Genomic DNA, 23913 nt, shown 5'->3' on the forward strand with positions numbered 1-23913 from the left:
AATTTTAATTAAAAAAAGCAAAAAAAGTAATGCTATGAGTGAAAAGATAAAGTTTAGTCGTACAAAAAAAGACTGCCTATAAAAGCAGTCTTTCAAAATAGTTGCGATAAACAAAGTCTGGCCTATGCCATAAACAATGCATATTTATTGTAATTGTATAAAACCAGGTCATACGGAACTAAAAGCGGCGCCACCTTTTCTGACGAAGCTTCAAATGTAATTCCATGGTGCTTTCTGAATAAATAGATCTCTTTTAAGCAGTTTGACAAACTCTGGTGAATTCCCGTAGTAAAAGTTGGCAGCTTTTTATCGCCAACCAATAAATCAATCTGGTAATTTGAACTGCTTTTAGACAGATTGTTTCCTATAATTCTTATTGTAAATGTTGTTGCTTTTCCGTATTGTTCTCCTTGATACTGTACTACCATAATTTTATAATTAAAGAGGTTAGATTATCTTATTGTACTCTGATTTTTTTTCTTCTGCAAATTGAAGAATTAAAGTTATGAAAAAAAAGTAATGGACTAAAAAAAATGTTCTTTTTCATTCCAAAAAAAAGTAAAAACCGGACGTAAAAAAACCGTAACGAATTACGGTTTTTAAACAATTAACTAAATATATTTAATCAACTTTTTAACGAGTGTAAAATTCATTCATAAGCACGATTAATTTCTGGTGACCATTGTGGTTTCTTTTCTAGCGGCGATTTCTAATAAAAAAGGATTTCCTTCTTCATCAAACATCGTCATATTTAGAGCGTCCAACAAAATCAGATTTTTCGAAACGCCTCCTTTAAATTTATTATAGGAAAGATTCAATTCAGACAAATGACCTAATTTTTCTAATTCATTTGGAATTTCTCCTTCAAAATTATTATCAAACAAACTCAGGTTTTCCAAAACACCAAAGTTGCTTACTTCTTTGCTCAAACTCCCTGACAATTTGTTCTGATTTAAAAGTAAAACTTTCAACGTTTTTATCGTATAAATTGACCCCGGCAACTGCCCCTGAATTTCATTATTAAACAAAGCAAGTGTTTCTAATTGACTCAATTTTCCAATCTCCAAAGGAAGCTGTCCCTGAATTTTATTGTCGTGTAAATCGATGGTAATCAAATTAACCAAAGTCAACAATTCTACAGGCAGATTTCCCTGCAAATTATTATTTGCCAAATGAAGGCCGATGACTTTACCATTTTCAACTTTTACCCCATACCAGGTAGCTACCGAAAGTGATAAATCCCACTTTACTTTCCATTCTGATCCGTTTGTTGCTTCATACAATTTGATAAGCGCCTCTTTCTCTTTATCTGAAACGGTATCAGCAAAAATAGCAGGCGAAAAAATAAAAGCCAGAAAAAACAGGACTAAGCTTTTCATTACAAGATTGGGGATTTATTGACGCCATAAAATTATACATTTCATAGTTATAAAGCGCATAATGTCGATAAAGTGTTGATAAAATTTAATTTAATCAAAATTTTACTACTTTATTCAAAGGTGCAATTTGTGAGATTTTTTGTTTAAATTTGAGCAACTAATCCTAAAAACCTCATATTATGGAATTTAACCCTGTTGCATTATTCTTATCAGCAATCGTAACACTGGCTGTTGGTTTTATCTGGTACAACCCTAAAGTGTTCGGAACCATCTGGATGAGAGAGAACAATCTCACTCCGGACGACTTACAAAAAGGAAATATGCTGAAAATATTCGGTCTTACGTATCTTTTCTCGTTAATGATTACCGTAATTTTAATGTCTCTTACCATTCATCAAACTGGTGCTTTGGGAATGGTGGGCGGACCTCCTTTAGTAGCCAGTGCCAAACCATCGTTTGCTGCTTTTATGAATGACTATGGAACAGCATACCGTACCTTTAAACACGGAACTCTTCACGGATTTATGTCAGCACTCTTTTTTGTCTTTCCTGTAATTGGAATCAACGGCTTATTCGAAAGAAAATCGTGGAAATATATCTTTATTCATGCAGGTTACTGGGCGGTTTGCCTTACTTTGATGGGCGGAATTATCTGTGCATTTGCCTAACTCTAAAAAATACAAACCCGTTTGAAATTAAATCTCAAACGGGTTTTCTTAATAATAACTTAAACCAGTTGAGTTCTTATAAATATTCTCTAATTTTGAAGAAATTAGCTCCCTCATTTGACTACAACTTATTCTTTCGAAATATACAATAGCGCATCACTACTGCCCTTGGAATGGAATTCTCTGGCGGCCGCTAATATCTTTTTAACCAAAGAATACCTGGAAGTCCTGGAAAACTCCTGTCCGGTAAATATGATATGTCATTTTATCGGAATTTTCAATGATAGTCAACTGGTCGGAATTGTTCTGACCCAATTTCTATTTACGGAGAAACTGGAATCATTCGGTGAACGCGATCAATGTTTGAAAACTTCGGTGCGAAATTTTGCTTTTAAGAATTTTGCCTCTCATGTATTATTTGTCGGAAACAATATGCTTACCGGACAAAATGCGTTTATATTTGTCTCAGACATCAAACAATCAATTGCTCTAAAAACACTACACAAAGCCATTAATCAGCTTAAAAAAAACCTGAAAGCAAGTGGAAGAAAGGTTCACATTACCAGCATAAAAGATTTTACAGCTACCGAAATTATTCCTTTACAAAACGAATTCAAAAACAATTATACGTTTTCAACTCAGCCTAATATGGTTTTTGAAATCCATAAAGACTGGGCATCTGAACAGGATTATATCGATGCTTTATCAAAAAAATATCGGGATCAGTACAAACGAGCCCGAAAAAAAGCAGACGGAATCGTAAAACAAAAAATGTCTTTAGCCGACATTAAAAAATATGAAGATGTTATTTACGATTTGTATTTTCATGTGGCCAAAAACGCCCCTTTTAATACTTTTTTCTTAGCCCGAAATCACTTTAGTTTTTTTAAAGAAATCATGAAAGATGATTTCCTCTTTTATGGCTATTTTTTAGAAGAAAAACTAATCGGATTCAATACCTTAATTAAAAACGGAAGCGCGATGGACACGTACTTTTTAGGGTACGACGAGACCATTCAACGCGAAAAGATGCTGTACCTCAACATGCTTTACGACATGATTGCCTACTCTATCAATCATGGTTTTAAAGAAGTGGTATTTGCGAGAACTGCCCTAGAAATTAAAAGCTCTGTCGGAGCAAAACCGGTCAAAATGTATGGATTAATAACACACAGCAATACTTTAATCAATCACAATATTGGCCGATTGTTTAATTATCTCGAGCCCAAAACCGACTGGCAAGAGCGAAATCCGTTTAAATAAATATTCGTAAATGCCTGAATTTATAATGCTCCTAGTTAAGAGATTTTAGATTGAAGATTACACAGATCGTTCCTACTGAACTCATAAAAATACCATCCTTATTTTCAACGGATTAAAACCCGTTGCTACAAAATGTTCATTCCTACGGAATTTTGAAGGCAACTCCGCTAGGAGTGGAATATCTATAGAAATAAATTCGGCTACCGTTTTTTTAGCCCCATCGGGGCGATACCTTTCACAATCAGTTTCACACAGACTATAAAAACTACGGAATTGCAATTTTCATCTGCTTGTGCAGAATGTGAATTTCCAAATCCGTTTGTGCGCCGCAATACTCGCCATCAATTTGAAAATTCACTGGATAATCTGTCTTTATCATTGCTTTATCTGTGGAAATAATTACAATATCATCCGAGTCAATTGGCATGTTTCCGGTAATAATTTTTCCGATCAATAGTAAATCAAGGCTTTTTATAATGACCAATTCGAACTTCCCGTCATTCATTGCGCCATTTGGATTTATCACAACACCGGTTCCGTATTTCTGAGAATTAGCAATCACAATCATTCTTGCGGTATGCTCCACGGTTTCGTTATTAGCCGAGATTGTAGCCACAAAAGGTTCTTCCGATTCTTTTAAAGCCGAATAGGCCTGTAAGGCATAACCCCACAAACCGCGTAAATTACTCTCTTCGTAATTTTTTACCAGATTGGCATTTACGCCAATATCACTCAAATGAATACTTTTTTTGCCATTGATAGCAATCATATCCATTTCGATATAATGATGCAGAAAAGCAATTTTCAGGTTCTCCTCGAGTGTATCCGGCAGATTTAGATCGACCGACAATCCATTGGCCGAACCAGCAGGCAAAATACCAATAATGATATCAAACTGCTCCATGGCTTCAGCCACCATTTTTATGGTTCCGTCTCCACCGGCTACCACAATACGCTCAGGATGATACTGATTGTAAAGGATCTGTATTTCTTTTTGATCATGCTGCCCGGTGGTTTCATAAACTTCCAGATCAAAATGATGCGCAACAGAAAACTCCTGTACAGCTTCTATTAAATCGGATTTATCCAGATCTCCCGAAATAGGATTTACAACAAATAAGATATTCTTTTTCAAAGTTTTATTTTTAAAATCAATTAAAATAATTAATTTACATCATCCATAAATATACACAATTAATGAAACCAATTTTACAATTATATCGCGGTTATGCCAATGAAGAAGAATTAATTGTAATGGGACATGTTTTCAGAAGAACGTATGAATATGATTATCAGAAAAAAAACTTCAAAAATGCCACTTCGATCATCAATCAATTCAGAATAAAAACGATTAAAAATTTTGATGTTTATCTAAAATGTGGCAATCAGGAAATTCACACTAAAACCCTGGACGACGGCTATTTCAAGTTTTGTATTCCACTGGAGAAAGAAACTCCCTTTGGATGGATTGAATACGAAGTTAGCATAAAACATAAGACTGAAACTATAACTGAAAAAGGCAGTTTCATAAGACCTCACAAAGGCAAACTGGGCATCATCTCCGATATTGACGATACTTTTTTGATTTCGCATACTGGAAATTTCTTCCGAAAAATATATGTTCTTTTATTTAAAAATGTAAATGACCGTAAAGTTTTTAAAGGTGTTGTACCCCATTATCAAGCTTTAAGTTCCGCCGGACGAAATAATAAGGAAGAAGAAAATGCCTTTTTTTATGTGTCGAGCAGCGAGTGGAATTTATATCGATTCATCGTCAAATTTACCAAAATACATCATCTGCCAAGAGCCGTAATTCTATTGAAAGACATCAAAAGAGGAATCCCCGATTTTTTCATGAGCGGACGCGGAAACCACGATCATAAATTCGACAAAATAAAACACGTTTTAGAATTTTATCCCAATCTTAAGTATGTTTTACTAGGAGACGATTCACAACACGACCCCATTTTGTACGAGCGAATCTGTAAAATCTTTCCGGTTACGGTAAAGGCAGTTTACATTAGACAGACTGGCAAACACAAAAAAGAAGCCACTAAAACGATTATGAAAAACCTCGAAAACTTAGAGGTCTCTGTTTGCTATTATAAAGACAGCAGTGAAGCCATTATGCACTCTAAATCTATTGGTCTTATCTCGTGAAATGTGATTTGTAAGATGTGAAATATGTGGAATAAATATAGTGTGTCTTCGATTTTTTACAAGGGATGGTAAACTTCAGACATAAAAAAAAACTTTGCCAAAGTTCAAGCCTTTGACAAAGTTATCTATTCTTTTCAAAACTGACACTGAGACCGAAGGCTGTGACAGCGACTGAAAACTAATTAAGCATTAAAGTTATCAATCTCTTCCTGAACAATTTCCCAGTCCAGCAACAATTGATCTAAGTCTTTTTTCTTTTTGTTGTATGCAGTAAAAAAAGAAGCATCTTCAATATGTTTGTCATAATTAGAAGCGAGCATTTTATCATCGTGCTGAATGTCTTTTTCTAATTGTTTGATTTGACTCTCTACCTTACTCAATCGGTTTTGAAGTGCTTTTCCTTTTTTCTGATCTTCGTATGACGTTTTCTTAGATTCTTTTGGAGCGGCTTCTTTTACGACATCTTTTTTCTCTACCTCACGCATGTTTTCAAGATTACGCTGCTCTAAGAAGTAGTTAATATCTCCTAAATATTCTCTGATCTTTTGGTCTTTGAATTCGTAAACGATGTTCGACATTCCCTGAAGGAAATCTCTATCGTGAGAAACCAATAATAAAGTTCCTCCAAATTTTTGAAGTGCTGCTTTTAAAACGTTCTTAGATTTAATATCCAGGTGATTCGTAGGCTCATCCATCAGTAAAACATTGATAGGCTGCAACAACAATTTACAAAGTGCCAAACGGTTGCGTTCACCTCCTGAAAGTACCTTTACTTTTTTCTCAACATCGTCTCCACGGAATAAAAAGGATCCCAACATATCACGAACTTTCATACGGTTTGTGTCTGTAGCAGCATCTTCCATAGTTTGAAGCAACGTAATTTCTCCATCAAGATATTCAGCCTGATTTTGAGCAAAATATCCTAACTGAACATTATGTCCTAATTTGATGTTCCCCTGGTACTCAAATTCGTTTACAAGAGCTTTAATGAAAGTCGATTTTCCTTGTCCGTTTTGTCCCACAAAGGCAATTTTACTTCCTCTTTCTACCAATAAACTAATATCTTTCAGAATCGTTTTGTCTCCGTAAGCTTTGGTAACGTTTTCAGCTTCGATTACTACTTTTCCCGGTTCTTTTGAAACTGGAAACGAAATATTCATTACCGAATTATCATCCTCATCTACTTCGATTCTTTCTACTTTATCTAACTTTTTAATTAACGATTGCGCCATCGAAGCTTTTGAAGCTTTTGCACGGAACTTTTCGATTAATTTTTCTGTCTCTTCTATTTTCTTTGCCTGATTCTTTTGAGTTGCCAATTGCTTTTCACGAATTTCATGACGCAATTCTAAATACTGAGAATAAGGTTTATTAAAATCGTATGCTTTTCCTAATGAGATTTCAATGGTACGATTGGTCACATTATCCAAAAACATTTTATCGTGCGATACGATTACCACAACTCCCGGATAGTTACGCAGAAAACTCTCTAACCAAATGATACTCTCGATATCCAAGTGGTTCGTAGGCTCATCCAGAAGCAATACGTCATTGGATTGCAATAGCAGTTTTGCTAACTCGATACGCATTCTCCATCCTCCTGAAAATGTTTCGGTTTGGTTATTGAAAACTTCTCTTTTGAAACCTAATCCTAAAAGAATTTTCTCTGTATCCCCTACATAATTGTAACCTCCAAGAAGATCAAAACGATGGGTATAATCAGACAAATCTTCAATGATCTGGCCGTATTCTTCACTTTCATAATCGGTTCTGGTCACCAACTGATGATTGATTTCTTCTAGTTTTTTCTCAACAATTTTAATTTCAGTAAAAGCCTCATACGCTTCTTCCAGCACCGTTCTTCCACGTTCAAAATCAATATCCTGACGCAAAAACCCCATTCGGATATCTTTCTCCTGGGAAATAACCCCTGAATCAGGAGCAAAATCTCTTGCTAACATTTTAAGCATTGTAGATTTACCCGCTCCGTTTTTACCAACAAGACCTACGCGGTCACCGGCACCTAAACGAAAGGTAACTTCTTCAAATAAATATGTTCCTCCAAAAGAAACCGAAAGATTGTGTATATTAAGCATAATTTGTAACTATTATAACAAGGAGTAAAGGCTTTAAGTGCCTTATTTACTTTACTTTTTGAAAGTGCAAAAGTATGACAATTAATTTAAGTTTCGACTGTCGTTTTAAAAACAAATAGTAGAAGGCTTTTTTACACCAGAAATTAGTTTTAACCCTTCCGTTTCTTTGTTCCAATCAGGAAAATCATAAAAAAACGGATAGCAATCTTTAGACTGCTATCCGCTTTAATAAGTTCTTTATTTTAGGTCTTATGCCTCTTTTGGTTCCGGTAACATTACTGATGCAATTACCGAAATTGCCAGAATCCCACCAATTACAAGCAATGAATACAGAGATTCAATATGATAAAACGGAGAAATAATCATTTTTACTCCGATAAACGAAAGAATTATAGCCAAACCATATTGTAATTTACTAAACAAGTGAATGAAGTTATCCAATAAGAAGAATAACGCTCTAAGTCCCAAAATAGCAAAAATGTTAGAGGTATAAAGAATAAAAGGATCACTAGAAATGGCAAAAATTGCCGGTATAGAATCGACTGCAAACAATAAATCGGTAAACTCAATTACAGCTACTACTACTAAAAGTGGGGTTGCCAGTTTTTTTCCGTTTTCGAATGTAAAGAATTTATCTCCATCGTATTTATCGCTAACGCTGAAAAACTTCCTGATTAATCTTGCTCCTCTGGTATTGTTGTAATCCTCTTCATCATCATCATCACCAGCAGACCACGATTTGATTCCTGCATAAACCAGAAACAATCCGAAAGCTGTCATGATTAAGTTGATATCGTATTTGAAACCAGCAATTCCAACCAGACTTAAAAGCTTGTTTAAATACGTAAGTTCGATTAAGAAGGCTCCCGAAAAGATAAAGATAGCTCTCAAAACCAATGCTCCGATAATACCCCAAAATAAAACTTTGTGTTTGTTTTGGTTGGCTACGTCAAAAAACTTGAATACTAATATAAATACAAAAAGGTTATCTACTGAAAGTGCTTTTTCAATCCAATACGCCGATTGAAATTCATAAAATTTTGCCGATCCGGCGAAGTAATAAACCAAACCACTAAAAATCATCGCTAAACTAATCCATACTAATGACCAGGTTACTGCTTCTTTATTACTTACTTCATGGCTTTTTTTGTTGAAAATTCCCAAGTCCAACAATAGCATGATGACTACTGCAATCGCGAAAACGATTATTAATCCCGGATGTTCTGAAAAAATAGGGTGCTGATTCATTTTGAATATTAATTAAGTTAATTTTAAATTTATTTATTGGCCATTGTAACCATGATAACTCTTCCTCCTTCTTCTTTTGAAAGAAGTATTTTTTTCCCGTCAGTCAGCTCTATCATAGTTCCAATAGGAATTTCTTTGTCTTCGGTTAAGTCTTTTAATGAAGTTAACTTTTGGTTGACAAATACCCATTTATCATTAAAATAGGTAAAGTAACCAACCGGTACTTTTTGTTGCGCCGTTAATTTTTCATTGCGCGCAATATTACGATTTACATGCCATTGAAACAAGTACTGATCGTTATAAACCATTAATCTATGATTCTCGGGTTTCCATACTGTTTCCTGAAACTGATAATAGAGGTCTAAGACTGGCAGCGTACCTTTGTGGGGAGTATTACAAAATGGGCACTTTGGTGTATTTGTATTGTCAAAAACATACCATTTTTGCTCGCACGCAACATTGTGGCACTTCTGCATTAAATCTGTTGTTTTGAGTAATGCAATTTCCCACTCTTCGGCATTAGGTCTTTGCATCGGATTGTGTAATCCGTCTATAAAAACTTTATCGAATAAGGTTTTTAAATAAGGTCCCGTAATCGAATATGGCAATTGGTTAATATCTGCCCATGGCAAATCCCATTTAGAAACCTGATTGAGTTTGGGTCTGTTCGTTTCATCCGTTGGATGTTCAATAAACATTGCTTTTTCTCCCATAGACAGCAAATCATCTTTTTCGGTATCAAGATCATGAACCTTCCCTCCTTTCAAAGGGTGTCTGTGTAGTAAAAACATGTAAATAAGAACCGGCAATGCATGCAGATCTGTTAATCGACTCGGTAATTTTCTGTCAGGATCGGTTTTGTTTAAATGTTTGGTCGAAAGTACTTCGGGAGCAATGAACTCTGCTGTACCAATTACTTCTGCCGGAAATAGACCCGGCACCACTAATCCGTCCAAATCAATCATACAGGCCGATCTTTGAATTGGATCGATTAAAACATTATTGTACGACAAATCAGAATGGGCCAATCCCATAGCATGCATTTTCTTTACACCCCGGGTTAAATTGACGCAAACCTGAAAATAACTCAGCCAGTCTCCTAATTCTGAATTCGAGACTCTGAGAGGAAAATGGGGGTTTCTGAATTTAGGACCTGCAAACCATTTCCCGTTTTTTTCTTTTCCCTGAATTAAGTCACTGGTAGCATACCCTTTTTTAAAGAAAAATTTACCGTCGTAAATCGGAACAATTATACCCGTCAAACCTTTATGTTCTATAACATCTGTAGGCCATCTGTATACTTCATTTAAATAATAATCTCCTGCATCTCCGTTCTGGATCTGAGCCAGATACTTATTTGTTATTCTTTGTAATCTCTCTTTTTGATTAAAATCTAATTTATCTCTAAAAATAGCAACAACATATTTTCTATCCGGACTAAAATAAACATCTTTAACACCGCCACGCATGGGTTCACCATTATCAACAAATTGATAGGTTTTCACGGTGTCATTAATTGATTTTACTGTAATTACACTCATACTTAATAAATTATGGCAAGGGTTCTGTCATCATGATTTCCCGGGTTCCAGAAATCCATCCAGGTTGAAAGCTGGTTAGCAATTTCAGTATTTCCCTTATCAAAATCAACTTTATTTGCGTCTTCATTTTTTCCGTTTAGATCTTCAAGAAATTCGTTCCAATTATCAATCTTTTCCAGGTTGGCTTCAACGACAAATTTAGGATCGTAAATCCCGTCCGTCATCAGCATTAAATAAGAGAAATCATCAACCAATTTAAATCCAAATCGCGTAGAAAATTTATCACTTTGAAAAATTTCCGGCATGGTTATAAATCGTGTTCCTCCCCCAAAATCGCCTACATCAATCCAGTTCATTAACTTAACCTCTGTCAGATCTTTATTCAATAATCCGATTGGACAGTCTCCTATTCCAAAAGTTAAGACAGCATATCCGAAATTATATTTCTTAACCAGAGCAAAAATTAAAGTTGCATGAAAATCTTTCAGATCAGCTTCATTTTTGATCGCAAATTCTTCAATTTTCTGATGTGCAAAATGAGCCGCTCTTGACAAATTATGATATACAAAATGACTTATTTTTTTTGAAGTCTCATCAGTTGCTTTATGATGATGTTCACTTAAAACCTCATCAAATTCCTTTAAACCTTCTGTGTTTAAATTTTCTTCAAAATACTGAATAACCGAATCACAGGCTATTTTTGAACCTTGTCTTGAAAGTTTTGCAGAACCTGCACCATCCGAAACTGCCAGAACACTCCAGCCAATTTCGTCAAGATTTTTAAAGGCAAAATCGTCTTCTCTAAAAGAACCTTTATTAGCATGACTGCGGCCTCTTTTGGAAGCTACTACAATATTCTTATCTAAAAATTTAGCCGCAACAATTTCATTATCCGGTTTCCAGAGCGCATCGGTTTTATCGCTTTCCAAATCCTTCCACAACGATTTTGGATCCGGATTTACAATCAGTGTTAGTATTTTTTCGTTTAAAATCGAATCTTCCGGCTCACCCTGAACTCTAAATAGTATTTTTATTTTTAAATCGCCGCTAATTTTTGGAGTTCCAATTAGCTCATCATTCGCATTAAATTCAAGACCAGTACTTTCTAAGCCTTGTATTTCAAAAAAAATAAAATCATTCCAGCTCAAAGTATCGAAATCAATTTTTGCCTTATAATTTTTATTTACTGTGCCGTTTGGTATTGAGACCGTTTGTGTCAAAATATCGTCTATTCTGTTTTTCAATATCCAATTCTGCATAATCATTTTTTGGTTTTCCTGAATTATTTTTACTGCATTGACATTTTTTTCATTAGCTATAAAAGCCTCGAAAAGTGCTGCTTTATCTGCAGAAATGTCAATTTTCTTTTGGGATAAAAAAGACTGAATATATCTTTTAGTCTCTTCCATGAATTATCCTTGGGTTCTGTTTACATCAAACCCGTCTTCACCGCAGCCATAACTTCCCTGATTGTTACACCACGGACAAGTACTTATATCTTCGTCACCAATACAATGTATTTTTTCGCACACACAAACGGCAAAAGCAATCTGATTTCCGCAACACGGGCAAGTTGGTCCGCCAATAAGTTCATCGGTATTTACTTTATTGTTAAAATTAGCCGAATCTGCTAATTCAAAATAAGAGTTATCAACCTGATATGCGCCTACTAACTTGTAGTTTTTTGAAGATAATTCTATTCCCGCATAAATAGATTCCGCAATAGTTTTACGGTATTTCATTAAATAAGGCCTTTTGGTATTTTGGCATTTTCCGTTTAGAACTACAAAATTATCATCGACATATTGACGGTTCGGACTTTCTTTGGTTAAATCTATTTTCGAAAGTGTTTCTCCGTCTAATTTTGCCAATTCAAAACCATTCGAATTACTTTCAACACTTATGCTGCTTGTTTTTATGGAGTCTGTTACCCATTTAAAAAACTCTTTATACGATTGCACATTGGTATTTTTAAAATGCAGTACATTTTCTGTAAGTTCGCCTAATAATTTTGTATCTGTTTCGTTACCAAAAGAAATCGCAATTAAGTTGGCTGTTCGCTGCCAGTTTTGTTTCCATTCGTTTATAGCTGCCTGACTGTCATCAGTAGGAACGCCGTCTGTAAATAAAAAAACAATAGGTTTCCAATCACCTTTTACCTCATAAGTAGTTTTAACAATATTACTTCTTAACTCATACATTAAATGCCCTAGCCCTTTGCTTAAAGAAGTACCGCTGCCAATTGGAAATTTAGGCGGATAAAAACTTACTATTTCCTGCAAAGGCACTAATGTTCTGGGCTGTCCTGCAAATACTATAATTGAAACAAAAACAGTTTCAAGAGCATGCGGATCTGTTTTTAAAGCCTGAATTATGGTAGCCAGTCCTTCTTCAACCTGTTGAATTGGTTCTCCAACCATTGATTCCGAAATATCAATTAAAAAATATATGGGTAATCTTCTCATTTTAAAGGAAATTTAATAACATTAAAAAAATAACTAAAAGCAAAATTTGCGTCATATCAACTGCTAAACCCACTCCAACCTGAAAAGGCTTTATCATTGTTTTTAGAGAATTGAATAGGGGTGAAAAAATACTATTGAAAAAATCAAAAATACTTCTGTACTGCGGATTCAATTTGTCTTTATAAGGCAATAATTTGGAGTATAAAAACAACCCAACAATTAGAATTTGAATAAATATTTTTATGAAATACATTAGGAAACTGCGTTTATTAATTCGTTTGCGATTTCTTTAAAAACCAATTCTTCATCGGCATTTATTTTCTTTGCTCCATAAACAGCAACACCATCATTTACAGTCATAAAATTGATTGAAAAAGAAGCCCCATAACATTTATTTCTGCCGTTATACGGAATAGCATGCATTACTTTTATATACATACAATTCTGACGTATAATAACGTCATCGATATAAAAATCATCCTGCACGTAATTATTAAGCAAAGTACGTCTTGCGTTTTCAATAGAGAAGCCATTAATTCCGGCAGTTTTATAACAAATGTTTAAACTGTCAATGTTCATGTTTTCTAATTTTTCCTGTGGTGTAAACTCATGAACAACCTCATAAGTCACGTCCCTATAAGAGTTTCTGTTGTTATCGCTTTTGGAGGAGGATTCATTTACTTTTTGAACAATATGCACAATTATACTAATAATTGTGATCAGGGTGCCTAGTACTTCCATATCTAAATTACGACCGTTATTTCGCTTGGTGGAGGCGGCAATGTTACACTTTCACCCGTTCCCTGGCTTTTATTACCTTGTTCGATTGTTTCTGAAACCCATTTAAAAAATTGTTTCAATGTAGCACTATCAGCTGATGCCAAATGCACTACATTATCTGTCAGTTCTTTCAAAATAGAATCGTTCGCCATATGTCCGGCTGCACAACCTACAACAGCTCCAAAATTAAGATCTCGTATTTCGGTAATTTTTTCTCTGTAAAACTGGATATCACTAGGTTTCCCATCTGTAAAAACAAATAATAATGGCTTCCAGTCTCCTTTTTGAGTTGCTGAACCTTTTATAACGTCTGCTTTTACCTTTTTAATCACAAAATCCAAACCTGCTCCTGTATTTGTAGGACCGCTTTGTGGACAGGTGATTTCAGGAAGCTGAAAGTGAACTAATTCTGTTAAGGGTACTATTTCTTTTACTTCACGATCATAAGTTATAATGCTAATCCAAAGGGAATCTAAAGCCTGAGGATCTGATCGCAAAGTATTAATCATACCGCTTAAGGCATTATTTAGCGCCTGAATGGGCTCTCCATACATCGAACCCGAGGTGTCCAGCAAAAAATAAACAGGTAGTCTTCTCATAACTTTAAAATGATTTAATAAATGGAATTACTTTACTACTAACATGAGTTTTAGAAATTCGCAAGCATACTTAATGCGTATAACTTCTTTAAAAAAGATGTAATACGAAAAAGTTTATTGAATTAAAAAGGCAATATAAACTCTGCCTCGCCGAAATTTAAACTACAATGTTTAGTTCAGACGGAGGCGGAGGCAATTCTTTTAGATTTGTAAATTCTTTACCGAAGTCCTCTACTTTTGTTGAAGTTACTCCAATCGAAGCTGTGACCCATTGAAAAAATTTTCCAATGCTGGAACTATCCGCTGTATCCAGACTTACTACATTATCTGTGATTCTTTTTAAAATAGCGGTATCGGCTCCTCCACCAGCAGCACAGGCAATGGTGTAGGCGACTTTTGCTTTTTTAAATTCATTGAGACCACTTTCCCAATTATCGGTTGGAATTCCGTCAGTCATAATAAATACCAATGGTTTCCAGTCTCCTTTTTGTTCTGTTGTTGTTTTGGCGACTTCAGTTTCTATCTTTTGTGCCGCTAATCTCAATGCATCTCCAAAGGCTGTCACTCCGGCTGCTTTAATATCGACCATTTGAAAAGAAGCCAAATCCGTTAATGGGATAATTTGCTGCGCTGTAGTATCGAATGTAATGATACTTAAAAAAGCCGTCTCAATGGCTTGTGGATTTTGTCTTAACGAGCTCACCATCATTTGAACACCGTTTTTCACAGCTTCAATAGGTTCTCCGGTCATTGAACCGGAAGTATCTAATAATAAGTACACAGGCAGTCTTCTCATAGTAAATGTGATTTATACAGGAATATTATAGATTGGTGCTTCGGTTACTTCACTTCTTTCATTAGAGCTTTCTATACCGTTTATATTGTAAGTATTGGTATTTGCTTCAGGGTCATGTTGTATTAAATGGCTCAGAACTGCCTGGGTCAGATCTTTACCTCCTACTGCATGATGATATGCCGAACCTATTGTGTAAATCGGTCCCCAGGGAATACCCCACCAACCAACGATCAGATTCAGAAAAACAAAACCATATGAATACTTAAACGTATTTTCATTCGCCTTAATGAAATAAATATCAGAACTTCTTTTTAAGGTCATTAATATAAACGACACTGTGTACGGGAATACAACAAATTTACCTCCCTGCTGAACCATGTTTCTAATTTGAGAAACGCTGAGTCCGTCGATATTTTTGATTTGCATTACAGGTAAGACTGTACTATTTTGTGAATAGTCTGTCCTAAAAATGTATCATCGGTAGGATCACCTATTGCGCTGAATTTCCATTCTCCATTACGTTTGTATAATTTCCCCATAATGATAGAACGCTTGTTTACATATTGAGAATCAGCAGAAACATTATAAGAAGCAAATTCTGAAACTACTCTGGTTGGAGTACCTTCATACATTCTGATTTTAGCATACGGAATTTGTGAGAAATCTTCTTTTCCTGCATTATTTAAAAAGAAAAAAATCTGATTTACTTTAGCATCAACTTTAGAAAGATCAACCGTAATAATTTCATTATCTAAACCATCATCTCCACCAGTATCACCTGCAAGGTCATCTCCTGTGTGTTTTAAAGCACCGTCAACACTTAACAATTTACCTTTTGGAAGACCAAATTGCTGCAATACTTCTACTCTGTATAGAGGAGAATACAAATGATCGCAAAGTTTATTCTGATCATCAATCAACACACAGCTCAAATCTAAATCAATTTCTACTACGTTTTTTGATAATCCTAAAAATCCTTTTGTTTCAATTGCACCCCAGTTTACACCCACGCAAAAGTTTGTTAATGTTTCGCCACTTGATTTTCTTAAATCAATTTTTTGCCCTTTAGTTAAGTTAATAGCCATGTTTGTTAATAGTGTTTTAAATTAGTTGTATTTATTTAAATAATCCTGTAAGCCACCTTTCATACCAATACCTACGGCTTCAAACTTCCACTCATTGTTTCTTTTATAAAGTCTTCCAAACTCTACTGCTGTTTCAATAGAAAAGTCCTCATCAAGCTCGTACTTCACTAATTCGGTATTGGTTTGATCTACAATTCTGATAAATGAATTTCTAATCTGACCAAAATTTTGTCTTCTGGTATCAGCATGGTGAATCGTTACAACAAAGCAAATTTCATTCACATCCGGTGATACTGTAGACAAATCAATCTGAATCTTTTCGTCATCTCCGTCTCCTGCTCCGGTCAAATTATCTCCCGTATGTGTTACAGCTCCGTCTGGCGATTTCAAATTATTATAATAAACAAAATGGTTGTCATTTGGAATTTTTCCATTAGCACCCACTAAAAAAACGGAAGCATCCAAATCAAATCCTTCTCCTGTGTTACTTGAATTACTATCCCAGCCAAGTCCAACAATAAATTTTGGAGCATCAATACTCTGTCTTTGACCTTTTTCTAAATTAATTGCCATTTTAATTTTCTTTTATTTAATATTAATATTTAACATTGTTTTTAAAATATTGGTTTGCTCATCTACATTTTGAAGCTCTTCTATAAAATCCATTGAGGAAATTTTATTCAGATATTCTCGCAATACACCATTTACATTTTCAGGAAATGATGTTTTTATTGTACTTAATTCAAATGTTAATGCTGAGTTTTTTTCTTTTAATTGCGTGATAATTTCACCCTTAACGGAATCATTTTTAGCAAGATTAATTTCTTCTACTACTGCATCATCTAAAAAGTAAAATGCTTTTTCATTAGCGATGAAAATAAATTTATCGTTAGAGTCTCTAAATTCGAATATCTCGATAACTTCATTATTACAAACCAGCCCACACAAAAACTTAATTTTAAATTTCAGGATGTTTAGTCTTCCTAAAAGTTTCTTTTCAAATTTCGCATGTTTATTTTCATACAGCTTCTTGTTTAAAGAGGCTATTTTTTCATATTCTTCAATTGTAATCTCTCGATAATATTCAAGTTTTACACGGTCTGAAAAACTTGTGATTTCATTCCAACTAAAAAAATCTGAACTTTCATTGACAAACATACTGTAGAGTACTTCAATTTTTCCAGACATATTTTGAGCATGTGTCTTTGCTTTTTCTGCAAATCCGGATTCTCCAATTTCTGATTTTAATTTGGTTATGATATCTTCATTGATATAAATCTCATCAGAAATCAAAAGATACTGCTGTTCTTTTGATTTTTTTAATTTTTGAAACAACTCAATAAAACTGCTTGTAAACTGTATATGAAAGAGTTCTAATTTATTTATGTCTAATGATTTATTGTTTTCAAAAAGAGTATGAATGATTCTTGTTTTTATTAAAACACCAACAAAATCCTTGTGACTAAAGAAATTGGATAACAATTCTAAAATCACAAGTTTTCTATTACTATCTTTTATTATTTGAACATACCGTTCCTCTTCCTCTTGCATTTAACTGATTTCTGTTCAATTAGCTTATCACTCCTTTTTTTAGTTCAACCTCAAGACTTTGTAATCCGGCATCAAGCTGTCTTCTGGTTTCAGTACCCTGATCGTGAATTTGTTTTACTTCTGTCAACGTATCAATCAATGATTTTGTTGTCATTTTTAAAGTCTCAAGAGATACAACTGTATTTTCATTTTCTTTTGCTACTTCAATACTGTTTTGTTTTAACATTTCAGCATTTTTCTGCAAAATGGTATTGGTTGTTTCAGATACTCTTCGTTGTACTTCGATATTTTGTTTTTGTCTTTGTAAAGCAACCGCAAGCGTTAATTGATTCTTCCAAACCGGCATGGTTGTAGTTAGAATCGATTGTGCTTTTTCGGCAATTGAAGTATTGTTGTTTTGTACCACACGAATTTGTGCCAAAGACTGCAGCATAATAAAGCGAACAATTTTCATATCGGCCAGACGTTTGTCCAGACGATTAATAAAGTTCCTTTTATCTGAAATTTGATAATCCTGGTATTGAGCCGGATTTCCTTCCATTACAGCAAGTTCTTCACCCAATTCTTTAAATCGAATTTGTCCCGCAATAATGTGTTTTTCCATCTCTTTGATAAGATTCACATTTCCGTCAAACATGGTTTGAAGAGCACTGTTATCTTTTACCGAATTGATCATTCCTGCCTTTACCTTATTACTGATCTTATCGATATTTACAGTAATTTTATCGTATTGCTGGAATAATTTCTTTACATCGGTTACTAATTTGTTCAGAATCGGAATTTTAGACAGGAAACGTTTAAACGGTCCCTGATCTAACTGATCTACATCAACATAATTTAACTCTGTAAGCAAGTCATTTATCAACGTACCAACTTCACCTGAATTATAAGTTCTAACATTGGTTAAAAAAGTATCACTTTGCTTCGCAATTGAATTCTGGATTTCGGCTCCATAATTCAAGATTGAATTAGTATCATTTTCATTCAACTGATTCGAAATCGATTTGTAACTATTAACTTCCGTTTCAGAAATTGAAGCTAAGTTTACATTTCCATCCTTATCAATCAATGCGGTATTCTCTTGAGTAACTAATTGATTTTCTGACATAACTTTTTATAGATGGTTTTGTTGAATGGTAACTATAGTTTGTTCCAACTTTTTATCATTTGTTGGTGTTCCAATTGCACTAAATTTCCAATCTCCGTTTCTTTTGTAAAAAACACCCAAAACCATAGAAACATTTCCTGCAAAAGAAGCATCATTTGCAACATCATAACGGGCAAATTCCTGACTTACTCTTGTTGGAGTTCCTTCGTAAATTCTGATAGATGCGAAAGGAATGTCTTTAAAATCCTGACCTCTGAAACTATTTATAAAAAATGCAACGTGATTTGCAGCCGGTGATAATTGCGAAAAGTCTAAAGTAATTACTTCATTATCCAAACCGTCATCTCCATTTAAATCTCCCGTTAAATCATCACCACTGTGCTTGATCGCACGATCGTTTGATATTAATTTTCTAAAATTTACAGAATCAATATGATTTTTCTTATCGTCATAAATGGCGCAGCTTGCATCTAAATCTACTGCTTCTTTTTTGGTACCGAAAAGCCCTTTCTTTTCAATTGCTCCCCAGTTTACACCAACACAAATATTTTGTAATTTAGTACCGTTACTTTTTTCAAGATTGATACGTTGCCCTTTTTCTAAATTAATTGCCATATCTTTTTTTAATTGTATTTATTTAAATAATCCTCTAACCCGCCTTTCATTCCAACGCCAATAGCTTCAAATTTCCATTGCCCGTCTTTGTTGTAAATTCTCCCAAACTCTACTGCCGTTTCTATTGAGAAATCTTCTTCTAACTCATATTTAACCATTTCACTGTTATTGCTGTCATCTACAATACGAATGAAAGAGTTTCTCACCTGACCAAAATTCTGTTTTCTGTTTTCAGCATCATGGATGGTTACAACAACACAAATTTCTTTTACTGCTGAATTGATTTTAGTCAAATCAATTTTTACCTGCTCATCATCTCCGTCACCGTCTCCGGTTAAATTATCACCTGTATGTATTACTGCATCGTCAGGTGAGGTTAGATTGTTGTAGAAAACAAAATGAGAATCTGATATAATTTTTCTGTTATCTCCCAAAATAAATACCGACGCATCAAGATCAAAACCTGATCCTGTACTGCTGCTGTTTGTATCCCATCCTAAACCAATGGTAAATTTAGGTGCATTTATGTTTTCACGTTGTCCTTTTTGTAAATTGATAGCCATAGTTTTAATCTATTTTTATTACATTAATGTTTGATTTATACTCTAGAATCTGATGATAATTATTGCTTATTGCCAGATGAAATAAGTCATTCGTTTTTTCGATTGAAATATTTTCTGCTAAATACCTAAACTGCTCTTCATTTAAACTTAAAATAAATTTGACGATTCTGGTATTATATTGAAAAGAAGGACTGTTTATAATGTCAACAATATCTTCAACATTTTTAACAGCATAGTAGTTATAATGATTTTCAATTTTAGGATGAATGTCTTTATTCACTAATTCTGCGAAATACACAAAAACAAAATCTCCATTTACATTGTATTGATTTAGAATTTTATTCACGGTATGTTCGTGACTGCCGGTAATTTTAATATCATCAACAAAAATGCAAAGCTTTCCGTCTATAAAATTACGATCGATATAGTAGGTATCGTTCGAGATTAGCTTTACCCTTTCATCAAAATCTAAATTTCCGTAATCTGTAACATAGGTTTGGTTTCTGTAAATTTTAGATTCTATACTGGTCTTTTTACCATTTTTGAATAAAAAACTATTCAGCTCTTTTTTAAAATAAGAACACAAAAAATTCGAGGCTGTTGGTATGGATAAGAATGGGCTCGGCAGAATAACAATTTCTTGTTCCGACAACAACAATTCTCCAAATTCTGACACGAAACCTTCAAACAATTCCTTTGCAAACTTCTCTGCAAATGATTTGTCACCAAATTTAAATTTACTGTATTCTTGTTCCTTAAACGGACAGTTATCTTTGTCCACTATCTTATGTAAGCTGTAACTTTTATTCACTTTTATATTTTTAATAAATGAGCATCAAATCCGAAATTAATTGCTCCATTGTAATCTGCAACACTATTATCTCCGACGTGTAATATTTGTTTTTTTTCCGTACTTTTAAAGGTGTTAATCTCATCAAAAACCAATTGAAAAATTTCATTGTTTGGTTTCGAAAATCCAACTTCGTCAGAATAAATCTGAAATTTAAAAAAATCTGTCAATTCATAATACGCCAATAGTTTTTTTAAGGTTCTGCCTTTGATAAAAGCTGTATTACTCAGGATATTAATAGTCTTATCTTCATTTGTTATTTCCTGAAACAATTTCTTAGTATCCGGAAAAATTAACTCCGGCTTATAGTTCATAAACAAAGAATCTGTTTCTTCATAAAACTGACTTAACTTACTTGTTTCGAATTTATTAATATCAACTTCGAGTGCGCTTAAAATTAAATAATAAATTTCATACGTATCAATATTCAATCCTGTTTTTTCGTTAATATTATTGCACAAAACATCATAGTATCTCACTACTTCATTTACTTTATCGATCGTACAATCAACTTCAAAGAAATTTTTAAACAATAAATTTCTCTTCTTCTTAAACTCCGGATTGGATTTTATTAATGTCAGCCATAAATCGAAAGAAATATGGGTGTGTTTTTTGTAATTTATTTCCAAATGAATGCTTTTAAAATATGTACAGAAATACCTGTCTTACTATAATTTACTAATTAACTTACTTCCTATTGATGGCGGTTAGCTTCTAAGAACATCTTTATAAATCAAGGCAAAGAACAATATCCTTAACCCGATTAACATTAAAAGATCAGACCTATTTAATTATTTCTCCTGAATAATATTTTTCTAAAAAGAATCCTAAATCGGCTCTGTAGCCAATTCCGGAAGCCTCAAACTTCCATTGCTCATTTCGTTTGTACAATCTTCCAAACTCGACACCGGTCTCAATAGAAAAATCTTCGTCTAATTCATATTTGGCAATTTCCTGACCTGTGGCATCGTCTACAATTCGGATATATGAATTTCTTACCTGTCCAAAATTTTGTTTTCTTCTTTCAAAGTCTTCTATGGTAACCACAAAAAGGATTTCTTTAACTTCGGGAGAAATTTTACTCAAATCAACCTTAATTGCCTCGTCATCATCACCATCACTGTTACCACCTGTTGGATCATCTCCAGTGTGTTCTAATGCTCCATCCGGAGAGGCAAGATTATTATAAAAAACAAAGTAATTTTCGCCAAGAAGCTTGCGATCAGAATTGATCATTATAGCCGAAGCATCCAAATCAAAATCATGCCCTGTTCCTTCATTTGGATCCCAGCCTAATCCGATAGTAATTCTTGATAAACCAATATCAATTTTTTGTCCTTTCTGTAAATTTATTGCCATTAAAATATCCTTTTAAAAAAAATTAAACCATACAATGATACGAAAAGCAAGCTAAGTAAAAATGAGGGTTCCCGTAAAAGCAGAAATATTTATTAACAAATTGAGTTTTGTTATTTAAAAAAACTCATCAGGCAGTCATAATAAGTCATAGCTTCGTTTGTGCAAAAATTACAAACTAAAATGGTATATTTGTTCAACTCATCTTTGTAAGATAAATTTTTAAATATTTTTTTCAGAATCAAAAGGTTTTACTCTAAAAGCAAAAAATGATTCTCTATAACTTCAACAAATAACTGAATTATCATCATGTTAAAAAAAGGATCCAAACTAAACAGTATACTAACAGGAAGCTGCCCGAGATGCCAGAAAGAAAGTATGTATTCAGACCGAAATCCGCTTCATTTGACTAAGGTGCTAAAAATGAACGAAAATTGTAGTCACTGTGGATTAAAATACCAGATAGAACCATCGTTTTTTTATGGTGCTATGTATGTTAGTTATGGTTTAAATGTTGCAGTCGGAATTGCGGCTTTTATCGTTTCGTTTGTATTTTTCAAAACGTCAGTCGAGGAGTCTTTTCTGATCATTGTTGCAACGTTGATTCTATTATTCCCATTTGTCTTAAGACTTTCGAGAAACCTTTACATTAACATGTTTGTTTCTTATGATCCAGAAGCGGGATCGAAATAAAGCTATTTTCTTTTCTTGTAGAAACGATGAATATCAATTGTTGGATCTAAAGGTTTTTGGTCTTCGATATACTCATATAAATCTTTGGCCATAGCCGGACCCAGCATTACACCGCGCGTCCCTAATCCGTTTAAAAGATGTAGTGAACTGTATTGATTGTGTGTACCAATAATTGGTCTACGATCGCGTACCGTTGGTCTCACCCCACCAAAATGCGAAACAACTTCAAAACGACAATTGATTATTTCCTCTATACGATCGATTAACTCTGTTCTTCCTTCTTCCGTTGGCGTATCTGTTTTGTCTTTCCAATTGTAGGTTGCTCCCACTTTAAACAAATCGTTTTCTAAAGGCAAAATAAAGACGCTGGTATTCACAATTACATCCAGATCCAGATCAGGTGCTTTGATAACAAAAAGCTCCCCTTTAGTCCCATCTAATGGCAAATCCTGAAAAAACGGATTGGCATGTAATCCGAAACCTTCTGCAAAAATAATATGCTTAGCCTGATATTCTTTATACTGAACAAAATCTTCCTCAATAATCAGTTTAGCATAATCAAACGACTCCTGAAGCAATAATTTGTTTTGAAGTAAATACTCGTGGTATTTATCCAACAATAAAGCCGTATCGACATAACCGGTATGTAAAACCTCACCATAATCAAACGGAGAATCGATACCATTGTATTTTTTAAAGATTAATTTGGTAGAAAGAAATGGTGCCAGAAGTGGTTTATCCGAAGCTGAGAACCAATTGTTTTGTTCTTCTATAGAGAAAAATTTTCTTAAAATAGGAAGCTTAAAATTCACCTTCGTTTTCAGCTTACCTTCGATGGTCTCATAGAATTCGTCCATTAAGGACAACTGTTCTTCTGCTTTCCAAACCTCACTAAAGCGTTTTAAAATTACAGGATTGTACAATCCTCCCGCAACTCTTGATGAATTTTGCGATTCATCATTTATAACTACTATAGATTTATTGTTTTTAAACGCAATTTCAGCAAATGAAATTCCAGCCAATCCAGATCCGACAATTATATAATCCAACATGTGTAAAAAGGTAAAATAAAAAACTCTTACCACAAATGTAATAAG

The 23913-nt window shown here is 33.9% G+C and carries 26 protein-coding genes; 4 read left to right on the forward strand and 22 right to left on the reverse strand.

Features of this window, described 5'->3' with window-relative positions; genetic code table 11:
* Positions 1–122: 122 nt before the first annotated feature.
* Positions 123–428: a hypothetical protein gene (locus C245_RS0112615; RefSeq protein ID WP_017496961.1), complete on the reverse strand. Its 306-nt coding sequence runs from the start codon at positions 426–428 to the stop codon at positions 123–125.
* Positions 429–665: 237 nt separating this feature from the next.
* Entirely contained in the window at positions 666–1379 is a 714-nt protein-coding gene (locus tag C245_RS0112620) for a hypothetical protein (RefSeq protein ID WP_017496962.1), read from the reverse strand.
* 179 nt (positions 1380–1558) lie between these two features.
* On the opposite strand from C245_RS0112620, the gene C245_RS0112625 reads away from it, so the two are divergent.
* Together C245_RS0112625 and C245_RS0112630 are read left to right on the forward strand one after the other, a co-directional pair.
* Positions 1559–2047 (forward strand): DUF1761 domain-containing protein, encoded by a 489-nt coding sequence (locus C245_RS0112625; protein ID WP_017496963.1) that lies wholly within the window; start codon positions 1559–1561, stop codon positions 2045–2047.
* Between the two features lie 117 nt (positions 2048–2164).
* Positions 2165–3310 carry a peptidogalycan biosysnthesis protein gene (locus C245_RS0112630; protein ID WP_017496964.1) on the forward strand — a complete coding sequence of 382 codons (1146 nt, stop codon included), beginning with the start codon at positions 2165–2167 and terminating at the stop codon, positions 3308–3310.
* 265 nt (positions 3311–3575) lie between these two features.
* Here the strand turns inward: C245_RS0112630 and C245_RS0112635 are convergent, their stop codons facing one another.
* Positions 3576–4445, reverse strand: coding sequence for a diacylglycerol kinase family protein (locus tag C245_RS0112635; protein WP_017496965.1), 870 nt, complete (start codon positions 4443–4445; stop codon positions 3576–3578).
* 62 nt (positions 4446–4507) lie between these two features.
* On the opposite strand from C245_RS0112635, the gene C245_RS0112640 reads away from it, so the two are divergent.
* A complete protein-coding gene (locus C245_RS0112640; RefSeq protein WP_017496966.1) occupies positions 4508–5470 on the forward strand; it encodes an App1 family protein in 963 nt (320 codons plus the stop codon).
* A 182-nt stretch (positions 5471–5652) separates the two neighbouring features.
* Here the strand turns inward: C245_RS0112640 and abc-f are convergent, their stop codons facing one another.
* From abc-f to C245_RS0112735, 18 genes are all read right to left on the reverse strand, one after another.
* Positions 5653–7566 carry a ribosomal protection-like ABC-F family protein gene (gene abc-f / locus C245_RS0112645; protein ID WP_017496967.1) on the reverse strand — a complete coding sequence of 638 codons (1914 nt, stop codon included), beginning with the start codon at positions 7564–7566 and terminating at the stop codon, positions 5653–5655.
* 249 nt (positions 7567–7815) lie between these two features.
* Positions 7816–8814 carry a TerC/Alx family metal homeostasis membrane protein gene (locus tag C245_RS0112650; RefSeq protein WP_017496968.1) on the reverse strand — a complete coding sequence of 333 codons (999 nt, stop codon included), beginning with the start codon at positions 8812–8814 and terminating at the stop codon, positions 7816–7818.
* Between the two features lie 29 nt (positions 8815–8843).
* Positions 8844–10355, reverse strand: coding sequence for a helix-hairpin-helix domain-containing protein (locus C245_RS0112655; protein WP_017496969.1), 1512 nt, complete (start codon positions 10353–10355; stop codon positions 8844–8846).
* Between the two features lie 2 nt (positions 10356–10357).
* Positions 10358–11764, reverse strand: coding sequence for a PP2C family serine/threonine-protein phosphatase (locus tag C245_RS0112660; RefSeq protein ID WP_017496970.1), 1407 nt, complete (start codon positions 11762–11764; stop codon positions 10358–10360).
* A 3-nt stretch (positions 11765–11767) separates the two neighbouring features.
* Positions 11768–12820 (reverse strand): TerY-C metal binding domain-containing protein, encoded by a 1053-nt coding sequence (locus C245_RS0112665; RefSeq protein ID WP_017496971.1) that lies wholly within the window; start codon positions 12818–12820, stop codon positions 11768–11770.
* A 252-nt stretch (positions 12821–13072) separates the two neighbouring features.
* Positions 13073–13561, reverse strand: a complete 489-nt coding sequence (locus C245_RS0112675) for a hypothetical protein (protein ID WP_017496973.1) — start codon at positions 13559–13561, stop codon at positions 13073–13075.
* 2 nt (positions 13562–13563) lie between these two features.
* Positions 13564–14199, reverse strand: coding sequence for a VWA domain-containing protein (locus C245_RS0112680; protein ID WP_017496974.1), 636 nt, complete (start codon positions 14197–14199; stop codon positions 13564–13566).
* Positions 14200–14356: 157 nt separating this feature from the next.
* Positions 14357–14995, reverse strand: coding sequence for a VWA domain-containing protein (locus C245_RS0112685; protein WP_017496975.1), 639 nt, complete (start codon positions 14993–14995; stop codon positions 14357–14359).
* A 12-nt stretch (positions 14996–15007) separates the two neighbouring features.
* Positions 15008–15421, reverse strand: coding sequence for a hypothetical protein (locus C245_RS0112690; RefSeq protein ID WP_017496976.1), 414 nt, complete (start codon positions 15419–15421; stop codon positions 15008–15010).
* On the reverse strand, positions 15421–16080 hold the full coding sequence (locus C245_RS0112695) for a TerD family protein (RefSeq protein WP_017496977.1): 660 nt from the start codon (positions 16078–16080) through the stop codon (positions 15421–15423). Before C245_RS0112695 ends, C245_RS0112690 begins: the two co-directional genes overlap by 1 nt.
* Before the next feature lie 21 nt (positions 16081–16101).
* Entirely contained in the window at positions 16102–16653 is a 552-nt protein-coding gene (locus C245_RS0112700) for a TerD family protein (RefSeq protein ID WP_017496978.1), read from the reverse strand.
* A gap of 12 nt (positions 16654–16665) precedes the next feature.
* Positions 16666–17631, reverse strand: a complete 966-nt coding sequence (locus C245_RS0112705; protein ID WP_017496979.1) for a hypothetical protein — start codon at positions 17629–17631, stop codon at positions 16666–16668.
* A 19-nt stretch (positions 17632–17650) separates the two neighbouring features.
* Positions 17651–18739 carry a toxic anion resistance protein gene (locus C245_RS0112710; RefSeq protein WP_017496980.1) on the reverse strand — a complete coding sequence of 363 codons (1089 nt, stop codon included), beginning with the start codon at positions 18737–18739 and terminating at the stop codon, positions 17651–17653.
* A 6-nt stretch (positions 18740–18745) separates the two neighbouring features.
* Entirely contained in the window at positions 18746–19354 is a 609-nt protein-coding gene (locus C245_RS0112715; protein ID WP_017496981.1) for a TerD family protein, read from the reverse strand.
* An 8-nt stretch (positions 19355–19362) separates the two neighbouring features.
* Positions 19363–19917 carry a TerD family protein gene (locus tag C245_RS0112720; RefSeq protein ID WP_017496982.1) on the reverse strand — a complete coding sequence of 185 codons (555 nt, stop codon included), beginning with the start codon at positions 19915–19917 and terminating at the stop codon, positions 19363–19365.
* Between the two features lie 4 nt (positions 19918–19921).
* Positions 19922–20728 (reverse strand): phosphoribosyltransferase family protein, encoded by an 807-nt coding sequence (locus tag C245_RS0112725; RefSeq protein ID WP_017496983.1) that lies wholly within the window; start codon positions 20726–20728, stop codon positions 19922–19924.
* A 2-nt stretch (positions 20729–20730) separates the two neighbouring features.
* On the reverse strand, positions 20731–21396 hold the full coding sequence (locus C245_RS0112730; RefSeq protein WP_017496984.1) for an HAD family hydrolase: 666 nt from the start codon (positions 21394–21396) through the stop codon (positions 20731–20733).
* A 154-nt stretch (positions 21397–21550) separates the two neighbouring features.
* Positions 21551–22126, reverse strand: coding sequence for a TerD family protein (locus C245_RS0112735; RefSeq protein ID WP_017496985.1), 576 nt, complete (start codon positions 22124–22126; stop codon positions 21551–21553).
* A gap of 306 nt (positions 22127–22432) precedes the next feature.
* Between C245_RS0112735 and C245_RS0112740 the strand changes: the two genes are divergently transcribed.
* Positions 22433–22816, forward strand: coding sequence for a DUF983 domain-containing protein (locus C245_RS0112740; protein WP_017496986.1), 384 nt, complete (start codon positions 22433–22435; stop codon positions 22814–22816).
* A gap of 2 nt (positions 22817–22818) precedes the next feature.
* Here C245_RS0112740 and C245_RS0112745 read toward each other — a convergent pair whose 3' ends face one another.
* Positions 22819–23868, reverse strand: a complete 1050-nt coding sequence (locus C245_RS0112745) for an FAD-binding oxidoreductase (protein WP_017496987.1) — start codon at positions 23866–23868, stop codon at positions 22819–22821.
* Positions 23869–23913 lie beyond the last annotated feature (45 nt).

Origin of the sequence: Flavobacterium sp. WG21 (assembly GCF_000335775.1) — a bacterium.
GTDB classification, from domain to species: domain Bacteria; phylum Bacteroidota; class Bacteroidia; order Flavobacteriales; family Flavobacteriaceae; genus Flavobacterium; species Flavobacterium tructae.